The organism is Paenibacillus zeirhizosphaerae (genome assembly GCF_030705605.1).
GTDB lineage: Bacteria > Bacillota > Bacilli > Paenibacillales > Paenibacillaceae > Paenibacillus > Paenibacillus zeirhizosphaerae.
Genome location: NZ_JAPCKK010000021.1, coordinates 65,518 through 88,716 on the forward strand (window position 1 = coordinate 65,518; position 23,199 = coordinate 88,716).

General features: G+C 51.9%; 20 protein-coding genes and 1 riboswitch. Of the genes, 16 read left to right on the plus strand and 4 right to left on the minus strand.

Annotated elements, in window-relative coordinates:
• The first annotated feature begins 198 nt into the window (after positions 1–198).
• The 4 genes from OIN60_RS17055 (at position 199) to uvrC (ending at position 5,247) form a co-directional block, all read left to right on the plus strand.
• Positions 199–1,701 carry a DnaD domain protein gene (locus OIN60_RS17055; protein WP_305756071.1) on the plus strand — a complete coding sequence of 501 codons (1,503 nt, stop codon included), beginning with the start codon at positions 199–201 and terminating at the stop codon, positions 1,699–1,701.
• Positions 1,702–1,731: 30 nt separating this feature from the next.
• Entirely contained in the window at positions 1,732–2,682 is a 951-nt protein-coding gene (dnaI, locus tag OIN60_RS17060; protein ID WP_305756072.1) for a primosomal protein DnaI, read from the plus strand.
• 108 nt (positions 2,683–2,790) lie between these two features.
• Positions 2,791–3,108, plus strand: a complete 318-nt coding sequence (gene trxA / locus OIN60_RS17065) for a thioredoxin (protein ID WP_305756073.1) — start codon at positions 2,791–2,793, stop codon at positions 3,106–3,108.
• Positions 3,109–3,255: 147 nt separating this feature from the next.
• Positions 3,256–5,247: an excinuclease ABC subunit UvrC gene (uvrC, locus tag OIN60_RS17070; RefSeq protein WP_305756074.1), complete on the plus strand. Its 1,992-nt coding sequence runs from the start codon at positions 3,256–3,258 to the stop codon at positions 5,245–5,247.
• On the opposite strand, the gene OIN60_RS17075 is transcribed toward uvrC, so the two are convergent.
• Positions 5,216–6,910, minus strand: coding sequence for a CPBP family intramembrane glutamic endopeptidase (locus OIN60_RS17075; RefSeq protein WP_305756075.1), 1,695 nt, complete (start codon positions 6,908–6,910; stop codon positions 5,216–5,218). The genes uvrC and OIN60_RS17075 overlap by 32 nt on opposite strands.
• Before the next feature lie 227 nt (positions 6,911–7,137).
• A riboswitch (cyclic di-AMP (ydaO/yuaA leader) is annotated at positions 7,138–7,284 on the plus strand.
• Positions 7,285–7,355: 71 nt separating this feature from the next.
• Between OIN60_RS17075 and OIN60_RS17080 the strand changes: the two genes are divergently transcribed.
• Positions 7,356–8,699, plus strand: coding sequence for a TrkH family potassium uptake protein (locus tag OIN60_RS17080; RefSeq protein ID WP_305756076.1), 1,344 nt, complete (start codon positions 7,356–7,358; stop codon positions 8,697–8,699).
• An 18-nt stretch (positions 8,700–8,717) separates the two neighbouring features.
• The gene (locus tag OIN60_RS17085) at positions 8,718–9,383 is read left to right on the plus strand and encodes a potassium channel family protein (RefSeq protein WP_305756077.1); all 666 of its coding nucleotides are present in this window, start codon (positions 8,718–8,720) and stop codon (positions 9,381–9,383) included.
• A gap of 255 nt (positions 9,384–9,638) precedes the next feature.
• On the opposite strand, the gene OIN60_RS17090 is transcribed toward OIN60_RS17085, so the two are convergent.
• Positions 9,639–10,544, minus strand: coding sequence for a LysR family transcriptional regulator (locus OIN60_RS17090; protein WP_305756078.1), 906 nt, complete (start codon positions 10,542–10,544; stop codon positions 9,639–9,641).
• 274 nt (positions 10,545–10,818) lie between these two features.
• Here OIN60_RS17090 and OIN60_RS17095 point away from each other — a divergent pair, with 274 nt between their 5' ends.
• From OIN60_RS17095 to OIN60_RS17120, 6 genes are all read left to right on the plus strand, one after another.
• Positions 10,819–11,487, plus strand: coding sequence for a succinate dehydrogenase cytochrome b558 subunit (locus OIN60_RS17095; RefSeq protein WP_305756079.1), 669 nt, complete (start codon positions 10,819–10,821; stop codon positions 11,485–11,487).
• 69 nt (positions 11,488–11,556) lie between these two features.
• Positions 11,557–13,302 carry a succinate dehydrogenase flavoprotein subunit gene (gene sdhA / locus OIN60_RS17100; protein WP_305756080.1) on the plus strand — a complete coding sequence of 582 codons (1,746 nt, stop codon included), beginning with the start codon at positions 11,557–11,559 and terminating at the stop codon, positions 13,300–13,302.
• 103 nt (positions 13,303–13,405) lie between these two features.
• Positions 13,406–14,161 carry a succinate dehydrogenase iron-sulfur subunit gene (gene sdhB / locus OIN60_RS17105; protein WP_305756081.1) on the plus strand — a complete coding sequence of 252 codons (756 nt, stop codon included), beginning with the start codon at positions 13,406–13,408 and terminating at the stop codon, positions 14,159–14,161.
• Positions 14,162–14,515: 354 nt separating this feature from the next.
• Positions 14,516–15,469, plus strand: a complete 954-nt coding sequence (locus OIN60_RS17110; protein ID WP_305756082.1) for a metallophosphoesterase — start codon at positions 14,516–14,518, stop codon at positions 15,467–15,469.
• A gap of 60 nt (positions 15,470–15,529) precedes the next feature.
• Positions 15,530–16,264, plus strand: coding sequence for a metallophosphoesterase family protein (locus tag OIN60_RS17115; protein WP_305756083.1), 735 nt, complete (start codon positions 15,530–15,532; stop codon positions 16,262–16,264).
• 59 nt (positions 16,265–16,323) lie between these two features.
• The gene (locus OIN60_RS17120) at positions 16,324–16,914 is read left to right on the plus strand and encodes a GNAT family N-acetyltransferase (protein ID WP_305756084.1); all 591 of its coding nucleotides are present in this window, start codon (positions 16,324–16,326) and stop codon (positions 16,912–16,914) included.
• A 212-nt stretch (positions 16,915–17,126) separates the two neighbouring features.
• Here OIN60_RS17120 and OIN60_RS17125 read toward each other — a convergent pair whose 3' ends face one another.
• Both OIN60_RS17125 and OIN60_RS17130 read right to left on the minus strand, forming a co-directional pair.
• Positions 17,127–17,936, minus strand: coding sequence for a histidinol-phosphatase (locus OIN60_RS17125; protein WP_305756085.1), 810 nt, complete (start codon positions 17,934–17,936; stop codon positions 17,127–17,129).
• 20 nt (positions 17,937–17,956) lie between these two features.
• On the minus strand, positions 17,957–18,862 hold the full coding sequence (locus OIN60_RS17130) for a LysR family transcriptional regulator (protein WP_305756086.1): 906 nt from the start codon (positions 18,860–18,862) through the stop codon (positions 17,957–17,959).
• A 424-nt stretch (positions 18,863–19,286) separates the two neighbouring features.
• Here OIN60_RS17130 and OIN60_RS17135 point away from each other — a divergent pair, with 424 nt between their 5' ends.
• From OIN60_RS17135 to OIN60_RS17150, 4 genes are all read left to right on the plus strand, one after another.
• Positions 19,287–19,745: a chemotaxis protein CheX gene (locus OIN60_RS17135; protein ID WP_305756087.1), complete on the plus strand. Its 459-nt coding sequence runs from the start codon at positions 19,287–19,289 to the stop codon at positions 19,743–19,745.
• 37 nt (positions 19,746–19,782) lie between these two features.
• Positions 19,783–20,562 (plus strand): SDR family NAD(P)-dependent oxidoreductase, encoded by a 780-nt coding sequence (locus tag OIN60_RS17140; RefSeq protein ID WP_305756088.1) that lies wholly within the window; start codon positions 19,783–19,785, stop codon positions 20,560–20,562.
• A gap of 423 nt (positions 20,563–20,985) precedes the next feature.
• Positions 20,986–22,380: a DEAD/DEAH box helicase gene (locus tag OIN60_RS17145; RefSeq protein ID WP_305756089.1), complete on the plus strand. Its 1,395-nt coding sequence runs from the start codon at positions 20,986–20,988 to the stop codon at positions 22,378–22,380.
• Between the two features lie 70 nt (positions 22,381–22,450).
• The gene (locus tag OIN60_RS17150) at positions 22,451–23,197 is read left to right on the plus strand and encodes an ABC transporter ATP-binding protein (protein ID WP_305756090.1); all 747 of its coding nucleotides are present in this window, start codon (positions 22,451–22,453) and stop codon (positions 23,195–23,197) included.
• Positions 23,198–23,199 lie beyond the last annotated feature (2 nt).

A 23,199-nucleotide genomic window follows, 5' to 3' on the forward strand; every position in this document is an offset into this window, starting at 1 on the left:
GCAAATGAAGGAATAATGAACAATGCGTCACCCGGAATCTCCAAAAAAGCCGAATTCGTGAAATTTGGCGAATGTGGGCGAATACGGCAGGCAAAATACCGCACTTTTACCTTTATTTCCGCATCTAAGAGAGACGCAAGTATGATAGAATAGTAAAACATCTTGGAGAACGTGATGTCAGGAAAGGAAGATTAAACAATGCGCATGAAGAACCTGCTGCATTTCACCGAAAACCACCGTTACTGCGTATACCGGGAGTTTGGCCTCAGCACGATGGATGAGGTAATGCTCGGCCAGGTATATCAGCCATTAGTAGGCGCATTTGCTATCAGTCTGTATCGGCTGCTGTTCCAGCAGGTTCCCGCGGGCCGGATTGGGTATTCGCCGCCGGAGCAGCAGCGCGGCCTGTTTCTGACGCTGGGTCTGGAGCCGAGCGAGAAAGGGCGCAAACTTCTGATCGAGCAGACCTCCAGGCTGGAGGCGGTCGGTCTTCTGCAGACCTCACGCCTGTACGTGCCTGAAGCGGATGATTATATGTATGAATATGAGCTGCAGCCGCCGCTTTCGCCACCGGAATTTTTCCGCACCCAGCATCTTACACTGCTGCTGCGCGACAAAATTGGCAAGTTCGCGGTGCTGTCCCTGCGTTCTTCCCTTTGGAGCGAGGAGACGGTGGAGTGGGCGAACATGACCCGCAGCAAGGAGAACATTTCTATTCCCTTTTACGAGCTGTTTGAGCTCAATACCCATGTCATCGATTATGAGCTTGAGCAGGCTCTATCCGAAGTGTCCGTATCACGTCAAAAGGGGACAGTTCCTCTGGAAGAGGAGGACAGCATCAACTATGCGGATATTATCCTCCGGTTTCCGCGGGAGTCCATTAACCGCAAGCATGTGGAGCGGCTGCGTTTCGATCACGAGCAGTTTGGGGAAGTGAAGTATGTCGCCCGCAAATACTCCCTGACGGCCCAGGACATCAGCCGCTTGTTGGATGAGGACGGAATTTTTAACGAGCAGGGTGAGCTGCTGCTGGACGAACTGCAGTACAAGGCCAGTCTGCAATTCAGACAGGATTTGAAAAGGCAGGAAGAGCAGCGGGTCAAGGCGGCTAAGGTGGTGGCCCTCCGGCAGGAGTTTAATCCTGTGCTGGACGAGCTGCCTGACGAGCAGCCGGTCGAAATGGAATTTTATGTGGAGGTGCCTCCGCAGTTTGTCGATAAATGCGATATCCACCAGTATAATATGATGCTTCGCAATGAGCCGTATAACCGGCTCCTGCAAACCTTTTTCCCAGGCACGGTTCCAGGTAATCTGCTGGATATATTTGAGAAGCTTGATTTAAGCTATAAGCTGCCCGGCGAGGTCATTAACGTGCTGATCCATTATCTGGTTTCCCTGCTTACAACGGGCAATGAGCAGCGGATCAACCGCAATTTTGTGGAGGCTATTGCCTCCAATATGCTGCTGAAGCAGGTCAATACCTATGAGAAGGCTGTTGAGTATATACGTGACCAGGCGAAGGTAAAAGGCAAGCAGGCCGCCGGTGCTCCGCGCACGCGTGCATCATATAAGGGTACCTCGGGCAAGCCCGCGATCCCGGTCATTCAGAATCAGTCCGGAGGAGATCCGGTGTCGGAAGAGGAATTGGAGGAAGCGCTCCGCATGGCGGAACAGATGCAGGCTGGACGAAAAAACAGTTAATAATGGAAAGTCAGAAAGGAAGATCAAGTCATGGAATCGATGGGAGACTTGCTGCAGCAGTTGCAAAGCCCCTCCTTCCGCCAGCGCTCCCGCAGCATTGCCGAGCAGGTGATGAACGATCCGCTGGTGCGGGAATTTCATTCCGAGCACCCGGATTTGCAGGAGGAGCAGCTACGTCTGAATATGAGCCGTCTGTACCAATATGCGCGGGACCGCCGCAACTGCAGCCAATGTCCGGGGCTGGAGCGCTGCCCGAATGATTTTCAGGGGCATTACTGCAACCTTACGGTGGAGCAGATCAACGGACAGCCGCAGATTGTGGATTCACGGACCCCGTGCGGCCTCCAGCTTGCTTATGAACATGAGCAGCAGGTGAGGCAACGGATTCGCAGCTTTTACGTCGATGAGAGGGCGCTTCGTGAAGGTTATGATGCGGTGGAGATTGCCCGCAAGGATATGCAGCGGGTCTCAGCGGTGAATCGGATCTTTCGGTATATCACGGATACGAAGGAGCATGGACTTCAAACTCAGGGGCTGTATCTTGAAGGTTCGTTTGGCACCGGAAAGACGTTTCTGATGGGGTACATGCTGCATGAACTGGCGGCGGCCGGGTATAATGGAGTTATCGTCTATATGCCGGATTTTGTCGAAGATTTGAAATCGATGATCCAGGAAGGGCAGAAGCTGAAGGAAACGACGGATCTGCTCAAAAATTGCGACCTGCTGGTCTTTGACGACATCGGAGCGGAGAATTTGAGTCCATGGGTGAGGGACCATGTCCTGGGTTCTATTCTGAATTACCGCATGAACCGCAAGCCAACTTTTTATACCTCCAATTACTCCCTTCAGGATCTTGAGCGGCATTTAAGCTTTACAAGCCGGGATGGAGAGGAGCTGTACAAAGGGCAGCGCCTGATGGACCGAATTCGTCCGTTCGTGGATGTGGTCACCGTAAAAGGCAAAAATCAGCGTGGTTCGTAATGATTTGAGATATCTTACTATTGAATTAATTGTGTGCTATAATGTAGGGAGTGTCCTTTCAGACACGGCTTATTTATTAAATAAGATTTCCTAGAAGGAGGAATTTCAATGGCTATTGTGAATGTGTCCGATCAGTCTTTCAATACAGAAGTTGAAGGTGAAGGAACGGTTCTTGTTGATTTTTGGGCTCCATGGTGCGGTCCTTGCAAAATGATTGCTCCGATTCTGGAGGAACTGTCCGCAGAAGTTGGTGACAACGTAAAGATCGCGAAAGTGAACGTGGACGAAAATCCGGAGTCCGCTTCCCGTTTCGGCGTTATGAGTATTCCGACTCTGATCTTTTTCAAAGACGGCCAGCCCGTCGATAAAGTTATTGGTCTGAATTCCAAAGAAGCGCTGAAAAATATGATTAGCAAGCATCAGTAACAGCACCCGGAATCCGGGGTCAGCAAGTGACCTCTGGCGCACCAGGGCCTGCTGAATGCCTCCGGTTGTTATAACCGGGGGCGTTTTTTCGTATTATACTCAAATGAAATGAAGAATAGTCCATCATGGGAGGAGAGACCCGGCGAAATGGAACCCTATGCGGAAGCCCTGCGGGAGCAGGAGAAGGCGTTGGAGAACATCAACAATAAACTGGCGCTGCTTCCGGACTCATCGGGCTGTTATCTGATGAAGAACCGGGAAGGCACCATCATCTATGTCGGTAAGGCCAAGATATTGAAAAACCGGGTGCGATCCTATTTCCGCGGCAGTCATAACGGAAAGACGCAGCGTCTGGTTTCGGAAATCCGTGATTTTGAATACATTGTCACTGCAAGCAACATGGAAGCTCTCATTCTTGAATGCAATCTGATCAAGAAATACCAGCCGCGTTACAACGTGCTGCTCAAGGATGACAAAACGTTTCCTTACCTCAAAATTACGAATGAACCGCATCCGCGTCTTGAGGTTACACGGCGAGTGCTTAAAGATAAAGCGAAGTATTTCGGACCTTATCCTAATGCTTATGCGGCCCATCAGACCAAGAAGCTGCTGGACCGGATGTACCCGCTGCGCAAATGCGGGGCCATGCCCAAAGAAGTCTGCCTGTACTATCACATGAATCAATGCCTGGGGCCATGTGTGTACGAGGTTAGCCAGGAGACATACCAGCAGATCGGCCAGGAAATCAGCTCCTTCCTCAGTGGGGGACATGAGGAAATTAAGAAGGATTTACAGCGTAAAATGCAGGAAGCGGCGGAGGAGCTATATTTTGAGCGTGCGAAGGAGCTGCGCGACCAGATTATCAGCATCGAGGCGATGATGGAGAAGCAGAAAATTACGACGGCGGATACGAGGGACCGTGACGTATTCGGCTTTGCCGTAGACAAAGGCTGGATGTGTGTGCAGATCCTGTACGTCCGCAAGGGTAAAATGATAGAACGACATATGTCGACATTCCCGTTCTACGGTGAACCTTACAATGACTTTATTTCTTACGTGACCCAATACTACAGCGACAATCCGGCGCTGCCGCAGGAAATATTGCTGCCGGATGCGCCGTTCGCGGAGGAAATGGCCTCCCGGGAACGGCGGGAAGCAGTGGAATCGGACCTGCCGCGGGCTGACCAGGTAGCGGAGTCGGCTGCTTCCTATACGATCGGTGAGGGCACATTACAGCAGGCTGAGGAAGACTCACAGCTTTTGGCAGGAGGCGGTCTGGAGGAACCTCACACGGCGGCGGCCGCGCTGCAGCAGTGGCTTGACGTCAAGGTGCTGATCCCGCAGCGCGGGCTGAAGCGCCAGATGATCAGCATGGCGACCGAGAATGCCCGGGTCGCATTGGATGAGAAGTTCCGTCTGATCGCAAGGGATGAGGAAAGAACGTCCAAGGCGGCGGATAATCTGGGGCGCGCGATCGGTCTTGAAAGCCTGCATCGTGTGGAGGCATTCGATAACTCCAATATACAGGGCGCCAATCCGGTATCCGCAATGGTGGTGTTCATCGATGGCAAGCCAGCCAAGAAGGAATACCGCAAGTACAAGATCCGCTCTGTGCAAGGGCCGGACGACTATGAAACGATGCGTGAGGTCGTACGACGCCGCTACGAGCGGGTGCTGAAGGAAAACCTGGAGATGCCTGATCTGATTGTGGTGGATGGCGGACGCGGTCAGATTTCGGCTGCGGTGGATGTCCTGCACCATGAGTTGGGTCTGTTCATCCCGGTATGCGGCCTGGTCAAGGATGCCAAGCACAAGACGTCCCAGCTACTGGTCGGCGATCCGCCGGAGACGGTGGCGCTTCCGCGCAACAGCGAGGAATTTTACCTGCTCCAGCGTATCCAGGAGGAGGTTCACCGCTTTGCCATTACCTTTCACAGGGAACAGCGTGGCAAGTCCATGGTGACCTCGAGACTGGACTCGATTCCGGGTATCGGGGAAAAGCGGCGCAAAATGCTGCTCAAGCATTTCGGGTCCATAAAAAAAATAAAAGAGGCCAGCATTGAAGATTTCCGGCCTCTTTCGATCGGCGATAAGCTCGCCAGACAAATTATAGCTGCCCTTCAGGATGAGGAGTCGTAATATACGGCTTCTTTTTTTTGGTCGGGTTGAAGAGGTACAGGATATAACCGACAGCCGCCGGAAGCAGCATGCCAATGACTCCTGCGGCGATGTTGATGCTATCTCCCATCGCTATCAGGCTGATTCCCATCAGGATGCAATCAAATACGATATGACTGAACATGACGGCAATAAATCCATAGCGGAGAAAAATAAAGCTGAACAGCAGCCCGAGGAACAGCAGCTCAATCGGACGGGTAATGACAGGGTAAATCGGATACAGCGTATGTCCGAAAGCCCAGATGAGTGAGGTGATGACGCTGGCGGCAAGCGTGCTGCGAACGATCTTTTTCAGCATCGGAATTCCGAACAGCCTGTAAACTGCTTCTTCCCCGATTCCGGCCATCCAGGCCATGACAGGCAGCAGCCAGGCATAGGTCATATTGTATGGCGACTGCGTTTCATCAATCGTGGACCAGCTCCCGATCAACAGGCTAAGGATGACGAAGATGATGGACTGGACTCCTAGCAGGATGAAGGCCCACAAATATCCTGTGAGCATGCTGCGCAGCACGTATAAGCCATACCCCGGCTCCTTCGCACGCGGCCAAGGATTAAAGCCGGCCTGCTTCCAAAGTCCGTTGCCTCCTACCAGGGAGAAGTAGAGGATGACACCCATCATCAGATTGAAAATGGTTTGCAGGCCAATGCTGAAAATGAGAGCGTCCTTGTTGACGGATTGGGTCTGCAAATAAGGCATCATGTTGAACAGAATGAATACCGAAATGGCAAAATAGACGATGCTCATAACAATGCCGCGGGTAAACGAGGTATGACGGCGGGTCAGACTGCTGTACACCACGGCAAGCACGCCGAGCACAAAGGAAAACAGCATGTAGCCGATATAGTATAAAAGGTTTGCTAACCTCGTTTGCCGGTCCACATACGCCGTGTGGGTAGGAGGGACGGTAAACGAGGACTCCAGGGAACGAACGTCCCCATTTTCAAAGGTCAGCTTGATCTGGAGCACGGCCTCGCCAATCATGCTTCCTTCATCCTCATAGATAAGGCCGGCCTCGCCTTCCCGGGTCTGCACGGTCAAATTCTCTGTGCTATATCCCATTTGTTTCAACAGAGGCGCCGCCAGCGCCGTTTTATCTGCCAGCGACAGACCTGCTTCGTACATAAGCATAAGCTGGCTCCGTTGTTGGCCTTCCGGCAGCGCTTCGGTGCTGCTGTACATGGCATTGCCGCTGTTGATCATAAAACCGGCGGGCTTGCCTGTCTGCAGACTTACATCCACCAGCAGGGTACGGTCCTCTGCAGGGTCGGGAAGGCTTACCCGATAAAATTCATAAGGATATTTTCCGATCCACTGCCGATTATAGTCGGGGAGCAGTTGCTCCCGGGAAAGATAACCGTACAGTTCAGACTGCGCTACATAGGCCGGGGAGGGAATTTCCTTTGTTAAGCCTTGATAACCCAGGACGGACTCTGCGAAGGCCGCAGCGTTCTCAACAGCCTTCTGTTTGCTGATGACATCCGTTTGCTGATTCTGGCCTAGAGATGAGAGGACCGGCAGCAGCACCTGTAATAGCAGAAACACGGCGAGTCCGATGATGCCAAGGATGCTCAATTTTTTGAAATCAGCGGTAAGTGTAACCGGTTTTCCAGTGGGGTTCATCTAATACCTCCTTCATATGGACCACTTTAACTTAACATAGTGCTCTATGAACCGCCAATCGATTCATGTGTGCATGCAAACACGATGAAAAGGGTGAAAGACCACGATAATGTGGGATTCACTGCAGCAAGAGCGTTTCTTTTGCTCTGAATTGGCGTTATTTGAGTTATTTTCATGAAAACCATCTTTTGTGATGTACAAGGAGAAGGTTTATAATTTGTTTGCAATTGCATAAGAAGCCGAATTTCTTTTGAATACGGGGGAACCATTATATTGGGGTGAATTTCGCATCCGGTCAATGGCCGGGTCCGAATAGGGCGATTTCTGCTGTCCGAATCCGTCAGCTAACCTCGTAGGCTGCAAGCAGGAACCTGGTCAGGCACTCGGTTTTCCGGTGTCTTTTTTTGTTGGTTTTTTCTCAATTTAACTTATAAGCGGGTGTAGCATGATTATTCCAAAACTGAAGTGGCTGCGTCTGTCTCCGCCGCGTATTCTTGTGGGCGGGTTTGCGCTTATTATTTTGCTCGGAGCTGGGCTACTGATGCTGCCGATATCTAACACAACGGGGGTGCCGCTTCCATTTATTGATGCCTTGTTCACGGCTACGTCGGCCACATGTGTGACCGGGCTGGTCGTGGTGGATACAGGGAGGGACTTTACCGTATTTGGGCAGGTCGTCATCGCGCTGTTAATCCAAATCGGGGGCTTGGGCTTCATGACGATGGCCACCCTGGTTGCGCTTGTGTTCAAACGCAGGATATCACTTAAGGAACGGCTGGTTCTCCAGGAAGCGATGAATCAGACCTCCATGGAGGGCATTGTCGCCCTGATCCGCAAGGTGTTGCTGTACTCGCTGACCATTGAAGCGGTGTGCGCAACGGTATTCGCGATCCGCTGGTCCTTTGATATGCCTGTAGGCAGGGCCATTTATTTCGGGGTATGGCATGCCATTTCGATGTTCAACAATGCGGGCTTTGACCTGTTTGGCGAATTCCGCAGCTTGACGGGCTATGTGAACGATCCGGTTGTTAACTTCACGGCCATGCTGCTGATCGTCCTGGGCGGTATCGGTTTTGTGGTCATGTCGGATCTGGTGGAGTACCGCAAGAAAAAGAAGCTGTCCCTGCATAGCAAAGTCGTGCTCACGATGACAGCCATTCTTATCATAACGGGAACGCTGGTTATCTTCGTCTTTGAATTGACGAATCCGAAGACACTGGGGGGGCTCCCGTGGTCAGGCAAAATTCTGGCTTCGTTGTTCCAGTCGGTTACGCCGCGTACAGCAGGCGCCAACACGCTGGATATTGCAGGACTCCGGCAGGCAACTCAGTTTTTCATTATTATATTGATGTTCATCGGCGCTTCTCCGGGTTCAACAGGGGGCGGCATTAAGACGACGACCTTTACGATCATGGCGGGGGCTGTAGTGTCCATGGTGCGCGGAAGGGAAGATATCGTGATTTACCGGTACCGCTTGGCGCAAGAGCGTATTCTGAAAGCACTGACGATCACACTGCTGGCCCTGTTTCTCGTGATCACCGTCACGATGATTCTTACGACCACTGAGGATCATCATTTCTTGATGATTCTGTTTGAAACGACCTCCGCCTTCGGAACGGTCGGACTTTCGATGGGACTGACACCGGATTTGACGCTTATCGGCAAAATATTGATCAGCTTCACGATGTTTGCCGGCAGGCTCGGGCCGATCACGCTCGCTTACGCCCTAGGCAAAAAACAAAGCAAAGAGCTATACCGTCACCCGGAAGGCAAAATGATTATAGGATAAGGGAGTTACAGATCAGCAATGAAGACTCAGCAGTTCGTGATTATCGGTTTGGGACGTTTTGGCTCCAGCCTGGGGTTGCAGCTTATGGACATGGGGTGTGAGGTGCTCGGCATCGACCGGGATGAAGATGTCGTGGAGGAAATGAGCGAGCATTTGACCCATGTCGTGGTTGGTGACGCCACCGATGAGCAGCTTCTCCGCTCCATCGGGGTCCGCAATATGGATTGCGGCATCGTGGCGATCGGAGATGATATCCAAATGAGCATTCTCGCAGCCATTCTATTGAAGGAATTGGGCATTAAGACCGTTGTGGCCAAAGCGATCTCCAAGCTGCACGGAAGGGCGCTGGAAAAGCTGGGAGTGGACCGCATCGTATATCCGGAACGGGATATGGGCGTGCGGGTCGCTCACCAGTTGGTCACCCCCAATCTGCTTGACTATCTGCAATTGTCCAAGGATTACACGATCGCGGAATTAAATGTGCCGGAATGTCTGAATGGCAAAACGCTGTCCGAGTTGAATACACGGACCCGCTTTGGTTGCAGCATCGTGGCGATTCATACCAGCAACGGGGTGCTAATCGCGCCTACAGCGATGGATAAGCTGCATCGCGACGACATCATGGTCATCATCGGTACAAATGATAACATCGGACGATTTGAGGAAGAGGTAGTGAACCGGTAATCATCCTGTCTATTATATAGAGGGGCCCTATTTCGTTAGGAGTCATTCCTTCTCTTTTCACTAACACAAAAGGTCAAGGACGGTTTTTGTCCTTGACCTTTTCTTTACTCTTCTTGTAAAAGAGGGATATGCACGATACCAGCGGAGAAAACGAAGCAATTCCGGAAAAGCGCAGCGGTCGCCTTTGCCCCAAAGGGGCAACAGCGATTGTAGGAATGCTTCGTTCTCGGAGCGTCTCGGAACCCCCTCTTTATCTCACACCATCCGGTAACCGGCAAAGGAAGCACGGGTTTCCCCGATCCATTGTCTGGCCGCCGGACCATGCTCGGCGGTTTCGGAATAGATGAGGCAGGTTGTCCGCCGGGTCTCTTTCAGCTCGGGAATATAAAGAGCCACAAGACCATTATCCCGCAGCAGCTCGGAGCGCAAATAAGACTTCGGCAGTAGTGCTGCGGCCTTGCAGGTTGGCAGCAGCCGAACGATCGCCTCGAAGGAGTCAATTTCCATGCGGATGTCAGGCATAATTCCGCTGAGTTGGAACAATTCGTCGGTCAGCCGTCTGTACCAGGTTCCTTTGGAGAAGGTGATCATCGGCAGGCCCTGCAGCTTGGACATGCCGATGCTGCCGCTTTGATCTGTCAGCGGATGACTGTGCGGCACGACTAGCTCCAAGTGGTCGTCAAACAGGGGAGTACAGCTCAAGCCCGGTTCTTCAATGGCAGAGCCGACAATGCCGGCATCGGCCTTCTTATCGCGCACAAACCCGACGATTTCATGCGTCTTGCCTGTAAGCAGCTTGAGCTCGGTATGCGGATGCTTGTTCATGAAGGCCTCCACAAGTGTGGGCAGGGTGGTCTGAATCGTTGTAAGGCTTGCCCCGAGCGTCAGCTCGCTGCCGCCTTCCTTCTTATATTGGGATAGCTTCTGCAGGAAACGGATTTGCCGCTGCCGCTGCTCCAATGCAAAGGTGTATACGAATCGCCCGGGAGAGGTCAGCTCAAGGCGTTTGCCGCGGCGGTTGAACAGCTTTATCCCCAATTCCTCTTCCAGCTTGGCGATTTTACGGGACAGGGCCGGTTGTGATAAATTTAACAGCTTTGAGGCTTTATTCAGGCTGGATTGCTCGACTACGATGGCATAGGCATTCATTTCTTCGAACAAGGAATATCGCTCCTATCTGCGGAATTTTATACGGTGTTGCTGGATTGAGAAGATCAAGAGGCTTTCTAAGCCTATATGCATAAAAGGTATAACATTTAATAAATATATTGCAATTCCATTATAAGATAAAAAGGAGTAACATGTAAGCGACACAAGTTGTTCATAATATTGGATGTGTTGGAACATGGAACACTTTGTCGGACCCTCCCGTCGGGAGCTGTCATTATGAATATCACTTATGAAAACGCTGTTATTGGAAAGGGGAACACAACGTATGAAAGGGTATTATTCCCGCAAGATTCACTCGCTTCTCGGTGTCATTCCGCTCGGGCTTTTTTTCGTTGAGCATTTGATCACCAACTTTACTGCTGTAGAAGGTGGTAAGGAAGGCTTCAACCGGAGCGTGGCGTTCTTGAACGGCCTGCCGCTTGTATTGGTGCTGGAGATCTTTCTCATTTATCTGCCGCTGCTGTTTCACGGCATTTATGGTTTGTATATCGCATATCAGGCCAAGCCGAATGTGAACAATTACGGCTATGAGCGGAACTGGAGATATCTCCTCCAGCGCATTACGGGAATTATCGCTTTTGTATTTATCATCTGGCACGTATACGATACACGCTTTCAGGTTGCGCTTGGCAACGTGACACATGAAGAGCTCGGCGGATTGATGCACAACATTGTTACCAATCCTCTGTTTTTTGTTCTTTATCTGATCAGCGTCGTAGCGGTTTCCTTCCATTTTGCCAACGGTCTGTGGGCCTTCTGCGTAAGCTGGGGCATTACGGTCGGACCGCGCGCACAGCGTGTGTCCTCTTACATCTGCATGAGCATTTTTGCCATCATGTCGATTATGTTTATTGCAACGCTCTTCGCTTTCCGCGGGGCTGAGTTCCAAGAGGCAGCGGCCGCAGTACAATGGATTGGAGCGTTCAAGGCTTAATTCTGTTTCCAGGGACGGCAGGTCCCGGAGTCATTATATCTATGCATGATCAAGAAGGAGTGAGCAGTTATGGCAGCATCCAGAATTATTATCGTAGGCGGCGGCCTGGCCGGTTTGATGGCGACCATCAAAGCGGCTGAGGCCGGAGTTAACGTAGATCTATTTTCATTGGTTCCGGTAAAACGCTCGCACTCCGTATGTGCGCAGGGCGGCATTAACGGAGCGGTCAATACGAAAGGGGAGGGTGACTCCCCTTGGATTCATTTTGACGATACGGTGTATGGCGGTGATTTCCTGGCGAATCAGCCACCGGTAAAAGCCATGTGTGAAGCCGCGCCCGGCATCATTCACCTGATGGACCGCATGGGTGTGATGTTCAACCGCACACCTGAAGGCCTGCTGGATTTCCGCCGCTTCGGCGGAACTCAGCATCACCGTACAGCGTTTGCGGGCGCGACGACAGGACAGCAGCTACTGTACGCTCTGGACGAGCAAGTACGCCGCTGGGAATCAGCGGGTCTAGTCACGAAGTTTGAGAACTCCGAGTTCCTGCAGGCTGTTATTGACGACGAGGGCATTTGCCGTGGCATCGTAGCCCAGGATCTGAAGACAATGGAGGTGCAGACGTTTGCGGCGGATGCGGTCATTCTGGCATCCGGCGGACCCGGGATTATTTTCGGCAAGACGACGAACTCTGTCATCAACACAGGTACTGCAGCCGGAGCGGTGTACCAGCAGGGCGTGCGCTACGCCAACGGCGAATTCATCCAAATTCATCCAACGGCCATTCCGGGTGACGACAAGCTGCGGCTGATGTCCGAATCCGCGCGTGGTGAAGGGGGACGGATCTGGACCTACAAGGATGGCAAGCCATGGTACTTCCTCGAAGAGAAGTATCCGGCATATGGCAACCTTGTGCCGCGTGATATCGCTACCCGTGAAATCTTCAGCGTCTGCGTAGATCAGGGACTGGGGATTAACGGTGAGAACATGGTGTACCTGGACCTGTCCCATAAAGATCCGAAGGAGCTGGACGTTAAGCTCGGCGGTATTATCGAAATTTATGAAAAGTTTGTAGGGGATGACCCGCGCAAGCTTCCGATGAAAATATTCCCGGCGGTGCATTACTCCATGGGCGGCATGTGGGTCGATTACAACCAGATGACCAACATTCCGGGACTGTTCGCTGCCGGAGAATGCGAATACCAATATCATGGCGCCAACCGTCTCGGGGCTAACTCTCTCCTATCCGCTATCTTCGGCGGCATGGTTGCCGGGCCTAAAGCAGTGGAGTACATCAAAGGCCTGAAGAAATCGGCGCAGGACGTGTCTTCCTCCGTATTCGAAGGTCATAAAACGAGACAGACGGAGAAATACGAAAAAATTCTGCGTAATGAAGGAAACGAGAACGCCTATGTCATTCACAAGGAGCTGGGCGAGTGGATGACCAACAATATGACAGTCGTTCGCTATAATGACAAGCTGGAAGGTACGATTAATAAGATCAAGGAATTGAAGGAACGCTACACCAAAATCAATATTAATGATGCGTCACGCTGGAATAATTCCAGCGCGGCCTTCACACGTCAGCTCTGGAACATGCTTGAACTGGCCGAGGCGATGACCAAAGGGGCGCTGCTGCGCAACGAAAGCCGGGGCGCGCATTACAAGCCGGATTACCCGGATCGCAATGACGAGGATTTCCTCAAAACGACGATTGCCGCTTGGACGCCTGACGGACCGGAAATTTCCTATGAGCCGATCGACGTTTCGCTGATTCCTCCACGGATTCGCGATTACTCCAAGAGTAAATGAGAATTGACTATTAACGATCGACACTTGCTTTTAATACATGCAGCTAAGCTGCCCGCCCCGTCCTTCAAATGGAAGGCAGGGGCGGAGGAAAGGATGGAAAACGATGTCTACAGTGACCAAAACGGTGAAATTTTTAATTACCCGCCAGGACACACCGGAATCGGCACCGTACAAAGAAGAATTTGAAGTGCCGTATCGCCCGGGAATGAACGTCATCAGTGCGTTGCAGGAGATTCAGCGTAATCCGGTCAACAGCGGAGGAGGAGGCACGGCTCCGGTATGCTGGGAGTCCAATTGTCTTGAAGAGGTGTGTGGTGCCTGCTCGATGGTCATTAACGGCAAGCCTCGTCAGGCCTGTGCCGCTCTGGTCGACAAGCTGGAGCAGCCGATCAGCGTGGCTCCGATGAGCACTTTCCCAGTCGTACGGGATTTGGTCATTGACCGGAGCCGTATGTTCAGAGCGCTCAAGAAGGTGAAGGCATGGATACCGATTGATGGAACCTATGATCTCGGTCCTGGGCCTCGTATGGCCGAGAAGAAGCGCCAATGGGCATATGAGCTGTCTAAATGCATGACCTGCGGTGTCTGTGTGGAAGCATGTCCGAATGTCAACGATAAGACGAACTTTATCGGGCCAGCCGCGATTTCCCAGGTGCGCCTGTTCAACAGTCATCCCACCGGCGAGATGAACAAGGATGAGCGTCTGGACGCGCTGATGGAAGATGACGGAATCGAGGGCTGCGGCAATTCGCAGAACTGTGTGCGCTCCTGCCCGAAAGGCATTCCGTTGACGACTTCAATCGCGGAAATGAACAAGGAAACCACAAAGCGCATGTTCAAGCGCTGGTTAAGCGTCTAAACAAGCAACCGCTTCTCGGTATTCAATCGGGAGCGGTTGTTTTTATTTTTACTGAAATCTATTGGTTATTTTGAGCATCAAAAACGAACGCAAGTGCTTCAAAAGCGCTATTTAGCCTGTTCAAGTACAAGTATGTTAAAATAAACAGCAAGGCTATAACCTCCCAAGATGGTGCAGATATCGCAGAGGGACAATACCGCGCGTTTGGTTGTGATTATGGAGGTATGCTTCAGCTTTATGACGCTAACCTATGCGCTCTCCATATACAGCGTTTTTCGTAAAATTTTTATTGAAAGTGAAGATAAGCATGCAGATAAAGAAGAGGAATGACGGGATTGGAGTGACGAACTGACCATGGGGAAAAGTCAGCATAATCATCGTCCGGCACTGAATGATGGGGAAGATACGGTTCTGTCTTCACGTGACTATGGCGGGACAGCTTCAAATAGGGGGCAGGTTCAGCAGATGCGGATTTCCAGGCGCAGCTTTTTGAAGAAAGCCACTGCCGCTGCTGTGGGAACGGCTGCTGTTGCCGGAGGATATGCAGCGGTGTGGGAGCCGGGCAATTTGGAGATCACGCAATTCACGCTGCGGCTGCCGAAGCTCCCGGCGAGCTTTAACGATATGCGGGTGCTGCATTTTAGCGACATGCATCTGGGTTTTTTTAAGAATGAAGATGACATGCGCCGTCTTGCTACCATCATCGGCGGGCTGAGGCCGGATATGATCTGCTTCACGGGAGATATCGTCGACGATTATGCCGATTCCATGACCGGTTCCGTGCCGATCCTGAAGTCCATGAGTGCTCCTCTGGGTAAATTCGCGATTCTTGGCAATCATGACTATCGTGGAATACCGGAAGGGGTGGAGGCTTTATATAAAAAGACCGGCTTCACCCTGCTGAAAAATGAGCATTATGTCATCCATAAAGACGGAGAAAGCATGGCGGTAGTTGGGCTGGAGGATCTTCTCCTCAGCACGCCGGACCCCGAAGCGGCACTGCAGGGACTCCCTTACGCTATGTTCAAGCTGCTGCTGATGCACGAGCCGGATTATGCCGATACCGCTGTCAGATACGGATTTGATATGCAGCTTTCAGGCCACAGCCACGGAGGACAGGTCAGAGTTCCATTGCTCGGGGCTGTGCTCACACCGCCCGGCGGACGCAAGTACGTACAGGGGCTGTACAGGGTTGGTGCGGATGCGATGCCGCTTTATGTCAGCAGGGGGGTTGGAATGACGCATCTTCCGATCCGTGTGCTGTGCCGACCTGAAATTTCGCTGATAACCTTGAGAACGGCACTCTGATCATGATCGCCGCTTGCCCGGCAGAAGCCGGTGCATACAGCGGAGAAAGGGAATGATAAGATGGAGCGTGTAGCGGTTGTTTCGGATATACACGGGAATTTGGAGGCATGGGATGCCGTAGTGAAGGATATCGATGCGAGGGGGATTAGCCGCATCTTCTGTCTCGGAGATCTCGTGGGCAAAGGTCCGAATCCAGTGGAAGTGACAGACCAGGTGCGCACCCGGTGTGAGGTGGTGGTTCGTGGCAATTGGGATGAGCTGGTCGGCAGACAGGAGGACGACAATTTCAGTTGGCATGCGCAGCGGCTCGGTCCGGAGCGTGTTGCTTATCTTGCGAGCCTGCCCTTCCAGCATGACGTGATCATGAGCGGAAGACGGATTCGGTTGCTCCATGCATCCCCGCAGAGTGTATATCACCGTGTACAGCCCTGGGACCCGGCAGAGAAGCGGCTGGCCATGTTCGATCCGCTTCCGGATGAAGAAGCTGTAGCCAGGTTTGAACCGGATATCGTCGGTTATGGTGATGTGCACAATGCCTTTCTACAGCATTTGCGCGGGAAGACGCTCTTTAATGTGGGAAGCGTCGGCAACCCGCTGGATATGACGCAGGCGTCGTACTGCATCCTGGAGGGGATGCTCGGCAGCAGGGAGAACGCGCCGTTCTCTATTCAGTTTATGCGTGTCCCTTACGATATTGAATTGGCTGTTGCCCAGGCTGAGAAAGCCGGAGTCCCGTCGCTTGATTATTACGTGCGTGAATTGAGAACAGGCATCTACAGAGGGCTTCAGGATTAAGGAGGATTTCGTCCCCAGAGCAAATCGGCTGGTCCGGGGCTTGGCGAAGGAGGAGGAACATGCTGACGAGACAAAGCCTGCTGAGCGGGCTGCCGGAGCTTCATACAGAACGCCTGAAGCTCCGGCCGCTTGTCGTGGAGGACTATCAGACGCTGCGATCGCTTTTGTCGCTGCCGGAGGTCATAAAGTATATGAACCGGAACCGCAGGCCACCTGTTGAACGGGCAGGCCGGCTGTTCCGGGAAATCCAATCCGGCTCCGCTACGCTGGATTCCATTCATTATGTCATCGTTCCGGACGACACGGAGCGGCTGTCCGGGCTCGTTTCGTTTCAGCATTGGCATGAGCGAAAGGGGGAGGCACAGGTCGGTTACCTGCTTGATCCGACATATTGGGGGCGTGGCCTCGCGGCAGAGGCTGTCGGGGGCTTGCTTTCCTTCGGAATGGACAGCCTGGATCTGAAGCGGATTGAGGGGCGCTGCCATGAGCAAAATACGGCTTCCGCAAAGGTTCTGATGAAGAACGGCTTCCGTTACCTCCGCCGGATCGGAATGCCGGGTTTGAAGGATGACCAGGATGGTGTGCTCGTATATGAGCTGACATCTGAAATCTATTTTGCTATGGATGTTATTAATAACAAGAATAACTAGATTTTGTTACATAAATGAAACATGAATGCAAAAAAGCTCTAACAGAAAGGAGGTACAATACAGACATGACCCCCTTTTGAATAATATACATGCTTTTCGGACCCGGAAACGGGTCCTCTTTTTTTGCTGAACCTTCCAATTGGCCTGCATGTGTGGAGGGAAATCCCTTCGGTACCGGTAATTTATTGCTGCGGGAGCATCTGACGATACCTTTATAAAGGCACCGTCACCTTTTTCTTCTCCTTATAGTACACCCACTCCGTAAAGCCGATTTCCCGCAGCCTCGTCCGCACCTGCTCCCACTCATCGCCGACGCGGGAAGGAACATGGGCATCGGAGCCGAAGGTAACCGCCACTCCGTAATGAAGCGCCCGTTCCAGGATGGCATCGGACGGATACCATCCGCCGACAAGCTTGGTTTTGCCCGAGGTATTGATCTCGATGGCGACACCGCATTCACCGATGATCTTCAGTGCCCGTTCCACGGATTCATCAGCCGTTATTTCCGAGAATAGAGGGTAGTTCCCCTTCATAGCATCAATATGGCCGAGAATCTGGAACATGCCGCTGCGCGCTGATTCGGCGATCAGCTCATAATAGCCTTGCTTGACGGCGATTTTGCGGGCTGTGCTCAAATTATTCCAACGGTTTTTATTAAAGATGCTGATTCCTTCGGTATTATGTACAGAGCCGATCAGGTAGTCGAAGGGGTATTGGGCCAGGGTAGAGCGGTACAGCTCCGCATATTCGGGAAAATAGTCCGTCTCCAGCCCGAGCAGAACATCGATCCGCCCCGCATATTCTTTTTTCAACTGCAGCACTTCCTGCACATACGCCGCAAGCTGGGACTTGGCCATATAGATATGTGGGAAAGCTTGATCTTCCTCGCTGCAAAGGAAAGGGGAGTGATCAGAGATGCCGATGACCTGCAGACCTGCCTGGATCCCGGCCTCGATATAATCGCGGATATTGCCGTCAGCATGGCCGCAGCGGAAGTGATGGGTATGCAGATCGAATTTCATAAGCAACACGCCTCCTGTTATTATTCGGAACTGATAAAATGGGCTTCCGGCATGCCCTTCAGATCGCTGATAAACTGCCGCATAGCCGAGTTCAGATAGCGGCTCGATTTATAAATGACACCGACGGGGTGGCTGACCTCCAGCTCGTGGATCGGAATGATTTTCAGCGTGCCCGCCCGGGTCTCGGGGGTGACGGATTGTTTGGAAATAATTGCCGCCCCGAGGTTGATCTCCACCATCCGCTTGATTTCCTCGCTGCTGGACAATTCCATAACGACATGCGGTTCAATCCCGTATTTCTTGAACACATCATCCACGAACCTTCGTCCCACGGTGTCAGGCGAAAGCAGGATCAGCGGGATTTCCCGCAGAGATTCCATTGTGGCTGTCGAAGCCTGGGAGGCGAGAGGGTGACTGGGCGACACCACCAGTTCAAAGGTATCATAATATAGTACCGAGGTGCTCAAATTCGGGTTGCGCTCAATCAGATACCCGATGCCGACATCGATCATGCCGTTCTCGACCTGCTGGTATATAGCAGAGGAAGCCATGGATTGTATTGAAGTTTTGATCAGTGGAAACTGATCCTGAAAGTAAAACAGCACACGCGGCAAAATTTGAATAGCAATGGACGTTGTCGTTCCGAGCACGATATGACCTTGCGGCGTTTCGTTCAAATCGGAAAGCTTCTGGCGGAGCTCCTCCACTACATCGAGAATTCGTTCGGCATGCTCCAGAAACACCTTGCCGCGGTCGGTCAGTGTCACAGGCTGATTGCGATCCACCAACACCGTTTTAAATTCATCTTCAAGGCTTTTAATTTGTGCGGACACGGCAGGCTGTGTTAAATTCAACAGCTCCCCTGCTTTTCGGAAGCTCATGGTCTTGGATATCGTTATTAATGTCTCCAGTTGACTGATGTTCATGTGGACACTGCCTCCTCTCTCTGTTCGGTTAATCTGCAGCGAATAAGGCTGGACTAGCTGTTTTCGTTCTCTCCATATTCCTTAAATTATAGGGGATTCCTGGCATCAGGGCAATGTAACAGCTTGAACGGCTGTGTAATATTATGACCCTTCATAGACTAAAGACCTATTTTTGGCTGGTTTCTAAAAAAATATGATTATCCATACAATTTATAATAGGACATTTATCACAAAAAAAAGGTACCTGCTATAACAAAACTGATGAGATTTGACGATAAAGCATGAAGAAGGTTACGCGGCTTAATAAACACTCGTTTTCTTGTGAATATATGTTTTATTTTAAAAACTAAAGCATAATGTTCCTGATTATTTTAGGACTTTGGAAGTGTGACCAAAAACCCATTGAAAAGGGGCCGAGGATATCGTGAAGGCTGAAGTAATTAATCCGTTTCTGGAATCGGCGCGGAATGTTATTGAACAACTGATTCAAGTGTCTCCCTCAACGGGAAATCTGGCTGTTAAAAATGTAGAGCTGATTGATGATCATATCTGGATCATGATCGGCATGACCGGACAGATGAGCGGCAACGTGGTGTTCGGCTTGCATGAACAGGTTGCGCTGCGTCTGGTCTCCCTTATGATGGGCGGCTTTGTGCTGACAGAGATGGACGAGATGGGGCAGAGCGCCATATCCGAATTAGGCAACATGATCAGTGGCAACGCCAGCACTATTTTATCCAATCAGGGTGTCACTGTAGACATCACTCCCCCTCAGGTTTTGAAATCCGTCCATATGACATCTTGGGGTTCCACCAAGGCATTGAGTATTCCGTTAATGATCGATGGGATCGGTGAACTGGATATTCAAGTGATAATCTCCTAATATTAAAAGAATAATCTTCTTTTAAAGAGGGGTAGCGATGAGCAGTCTTCAAGGCAAAGTTGTTTTTATTACAGGGGCTTCAAGCGGTCTAGGGGCCATATGCGCCCAAATGCTGGTTGAAAAGGGAGCGGTTCCGATCCTTACTGCCCGTTCCGCGGATCGATTGCAGCACATATCCTCAGGCTTGAACGGCAAGCATGAATGGTTCGTACTGGATGTAACGGATAACGAGCAGGTCTTCCACGTCATCGATCTTGTGCTAAGCCAGTACGGCAGAATCGACATTCTGCTTAATAATGCAGGGTATGGCAAATTTGAACGGATGACGGATATGGCGGTTTCCGAGTTCCAAAGCATGATGGATGTCAATTATATGGGGGCCGTCCATTGTATAAAGGCGGTTTTACCCGGCATGCTGGAGCGCGGGTCCGGACAGATTGTGAATGTAGCCTCTATGGCCGGCAAAATCGGAACAGCCAAATCTGCGTCCTACACGGCAACCAAGCATGCGGTGATCGGACTCAGCAATGCCCTGCGGCAGGAGCTGCGCGGGACAGGGATCACGGTTTCGACCATCAATCCGGGACCGATTGACACACCTTTCTTTGATTTGGCTGATCCGTCCGGCGGGTATGTCGGCAGCATCCGTTGGTTCATGATGAAAGCGGAAAGAGTAGCGAAGCATATGATCTCAGCTATGGAGAAGCATAAAGAAGAGGTGAATCTTCCTTATGTGGCTGCGGCTGGAATCAAGCTGTACTCTTTGTTCCCCAGGTTGGCGGACAGGCTGACTTACAGAATGATGAATAAGAAATAAACGGAAGTTCTGTTGATCGGAGGCGGACCGATTGGCTGTTCTGAGATGCTCCGGGAACGAAGCATTCCTGCAATCGCTGTTGACCCTTCGGGCCAAAGGCGAACGCTTCGCTTTTCCGGAATTACTTCGTTCCCTCCGCTAACTCCGTGCGTAGATCCAATGCTAAGAACCATTAAACAGGAATCGGCTAGTCAAAAAGAACTTCCTGCGATTTCTGGTGTGGGTTAAAAGGCTGAGAACAGGTTGGAGTCCACCTGTCTTGGCCTTTTGTGTCTGGTCGCATTTGGTGAATGGCGTGTATTCGCATATAATGGATATCGGAAAGAGGATTTGATTTTGCAGGAACCTTCTGCTTCCATGAGCGGGGGAACGTAACATATAGACAGATCCGTTTGAATTTACGTATAGGGGTTGGACTTGTTCATGAAATCTAATTTTGAAGCGCTTGGCGTATCCGGTGCTCTTGCAGCCAAACTGGCCGAGCATGGAATTGAGGAGCCGTCTCCCGTCCAGCAGGAAGCAATTCCGCTTGTACTGGAAGGCAGGGATGTTATAGCCCGCTCCCAGACTGGCACGGGGAAAACGTTGGCTTATTTGCTGCCGATTTTGCAAAGCATCAATCCGGAGCTGAAAGCCACGCAGAAATTGGTGCTGGCCCCGAGCCAGGAGCTGGCCATGCAGATCGTTCGTGAAGCGCAGCGTTATATGGAAGACGAAGTGGGGGTACTCGGACTGATCGGCGGAGCGGCGGTGAAGCGGCAGATTGAGAAGCTGCGCGAGCACCCGCGGCTGGTGGTAGGCACGCCGGGCCGTGTGCGGGAGCTGATTGCTCTGAAGAAGCTGAAGATGCATAACATCTCCACCATCGTAGTGGATGAAGTGGATCAGATCTTTCAACTGGGCGATGCAGGGGAAGTAAATCGGATTATCGATAGCGCCATGCGCGACAGACAGCTTGTGTTCCTGTCGGCTACGATCAATGGGGATATCCGCGCAATGGCGGGCCGGGAAATGAAGAACCCGGCTGAGGTTGGCATCGAGCCGGAGCGTGTGACGGCGGCTGGGCTGGAGCATTATTATTTCGTCTGTGAAGAACGGGATAAAGTGGACACGCTGCGCCGCATCGTACGGCAGTATAATCCGCGCAAGGCCATTGTGTTTGTTAATGTCACCGACACGATCGGGGAATTGGAAGCCAAGCTGAACCACTTGGGGCTGAAGACAGCCGCTCTCTATGGGGATGCGGATAAAGTAACCCGAGCCACGGTTCTGTCCCAATTTCGGGCGGACAAGCTCAAGCTGCTGGTGGCGACGGATGTGGCGGCACGAGGCTTGGATATCGAGGGTTTGGACATGGTCATTCATTTCGACCCGGCGACGGATTCGGAGCATTACATACACCGTGCCGGACGGACTGGTCGTATGGGCCGTCAGGGGACGGTCATCTCGATTGTTACCGAACGTGAGCGTTTTATCGTACGCAAGTTTTCCCGTGACATCGGGGAGGAAATTCACGAACGCATCCTGCGGAACGGGATGGTAGCCGAGCCAGGTTCAGCATCCGTGCGTAGACCGGCACCAGCCAAGCGTAAGCCGGAAGCTGCCCGTCCTGCTGCTCCTGCTGCGGATAAAGGTATGAAGGAAGCATCCCGCCCGGCCGCAGCCGCTGCGGACAGCGGCATAAAACAGGCGCGTCCTGCCGCGCGCAAAGGCGGACAGGCACAGAACGGGACTAAAAGCAAAAGCGAGCGGGAGCGTGACCGGAAGAACAAAGGGGCCCCAAGATGGTTGAAAGAGAAGGGCCGGCAGCCTGAGTAAGATCGGTACAACAACGATATCCGGGGAGCTGCCGCAGGGGCGGAGCGCCGGACGGAAAGAAGGGGAAGTTATGCAGAAGAATCCTGTTCTGCAAATTAGCGGACTGACGGGCGGCTACAGTGCGAAGCGTCCGGTGCTGCACGATATTTCGCTGGATGTGCAGCCAGGGGAAATGATCGGTCTGATCGGCCTGAACGGGGCTGGAAAAAGCACAACAATGAAGCATATTCTGGGGCTGATGACTCCGCAGCGCGGAGAGATCCGTGTAAACGGGCGTATGAGGGAGGAGAACCCCGAGCAATATCAAGGGGCAATTGCGTTTGTTCCTGAAGCGCCTGAGCTGTATCCCGAGCTGACCGTGATGGAGCATCTGGAATTCACGGCCAGAGCTTACGGGGTAAGTGAGGCGGATTTTCAGTCCAGGACAGAGCATTTGCTGGACTTGTTCCGTATGCGTGACAAAAGCGGCAGTCTGTCGATACACCTATCCAAAGGGATGCGGCAGAAGGTGATGATTATGTGTGCTTTTCTGGCAGGCCCGCCGCTGTATATTATCGACGAGCCGTTTCTGGGCCTTGATCCGCTCGGTATCCGTTCGCTGCTTGATTTTATGCTGGAGATCAAGCGCTCCGGCTCTTCGATTCTGCTGAGCTCGCATATTTTATCCACCATTGAAAATTACTGCGACCGTTTCATTGTACTTCATCAGGGGGTTGTCATTGCACAGGGCACACTGGATGAGGTCAGGGAGCAGGCGGGGAAACCGGGCATTCCCCTTGAAGACGTATTTTATTCTCTCGTGCAGGACAGGAAATAACG

Excerpts from the sequence above, each read along its gene's own strand:
- OIN60_RS17145 (WP_305756089.1), top strand. The coding sequence starts at position 20,986 with ATGAAATCTAATTTTGAAGCGCTTGGCGTATCCGGTGCTCTTGCAGCC.
- OIN60_RS17075 (WP_305756075.1), bottom strand. The coding sequence starts at position 6,910 with ATGAACCCCACTGGAAAACCGGTTACACTTACCGCTGATTTCAAAAAA.
- trxA (WP_305756073.1), top strand. The coding sequence starts at position 2,791 with ATGGCTATTGTGAATGTGTCCGATCAGTCTTTCAATACAGAAGTTGAA.
- OIN60_RS17120 (WP_305756084.1), top strand. The coding sequence starts at position 16,324 with ATGCTGACGAGACAAAGCCTGCTGAGCGGGCTGCCGGAGCTTCATACA.
- uvrC (WP_305756074.1), top strand. The coding sequence starts at position 3,256 with ATGGAACCCTATGCGGAAGCCCTGCGGGAGCAGGAGAAGGCGTTGGAG.
- OIN60_RS17110 (WP_305756082.1), top strand. The coding sequence starts at position 14,516 with ATGGGGAAAAGTCAGCATAATCATCGTCCGGCACTGAATGATGGGGAA.
- OIN60_RS17150 (WP_305756090.1), top strand. The coding sequence starts at position 22,451 with ATGCAGAAGAATCCTGTTCTGCAAATTAGCGGACTGACGGGCGGCTAC.
- dnaI (WP_305756072.1), top strand. The coding sequence starts at position 1,732 with ATGGAATCGATGGGAGACTTGCTGCAGCAGTTGCAAAGCCCCTCCTTC.
- OIN60_RS17130 (WP_305756086.1), bottom strand. The coding sequence starts at position 18,862 with ATGAACATCAGTCAACTGGAGACATTAATAACGATATCCAAGACCATG.
- OIN60_RS17125 (WP_305756085.1), bottom strand. The coding sequence starts at position 17,936 with ATGAAATTCGATCTGCATACCCATCACTTCCGCTGCGGCCATGCTGAC.
- OIN60_RS17095 (WP_305756079.1), top strand. The coding sequence starts at position 10,819 with ATGAAAGGGTATTATTCCCGCAAGATTCACTCGCTTCTCGGTGTCATT.
- sdhB (WP_305756081.1), top strand. The coding sequence starts at position 13,406 with ATGTCTACAGTGACCAAAACGGTGAAATTTTTAATTACCCGCCAGGAC.
- OIN60_RS17055 (WP_305756071.1), top strand. The coding sequence starts at position 199 with ATGCGCATGAAGAACCTGCTGCATTTCACCGAAAACCACCGTTACTGC.
- OIN60_RS17080 (WP_305756076.1), top strand. The coding sequence starts at position 7,356 with ATGATTATTCCAAAACTGAAGTGGCTGCGTCTGTCTCCGCCGCGTATT.
- OIN60_RS17140 (WP_305756088.1), top strand. The coding sequence starts at position 19,783 with ATGAGCAGTCTTCAAGGCAAAGTTGTTTTTATTACAGGGGCTTCAAGC.
- sdhA (WP_305756080.1), top strand. The coding sequence starts at position 11,557 with ATGGCAGCATCCAGAATTATTATCGTAGGCGGCGGCCTGGCCGGTTTG.
- OIN60_RS17115 (WP_305756083.1), top strand. The coding sequence starts at position 15,530 with ATGGAGCGTGTAGCGGTTGTTTCGGATATACACGGGAATTTGGAGGCA.
- OIN60_RS17085 (WP_305756077.1), top strand. The coding sequence starts at position 8,718 with ATGAAGACTCAGCAGTTCGTGATTATCGGTTTGGGACGTTTTGGCTCC.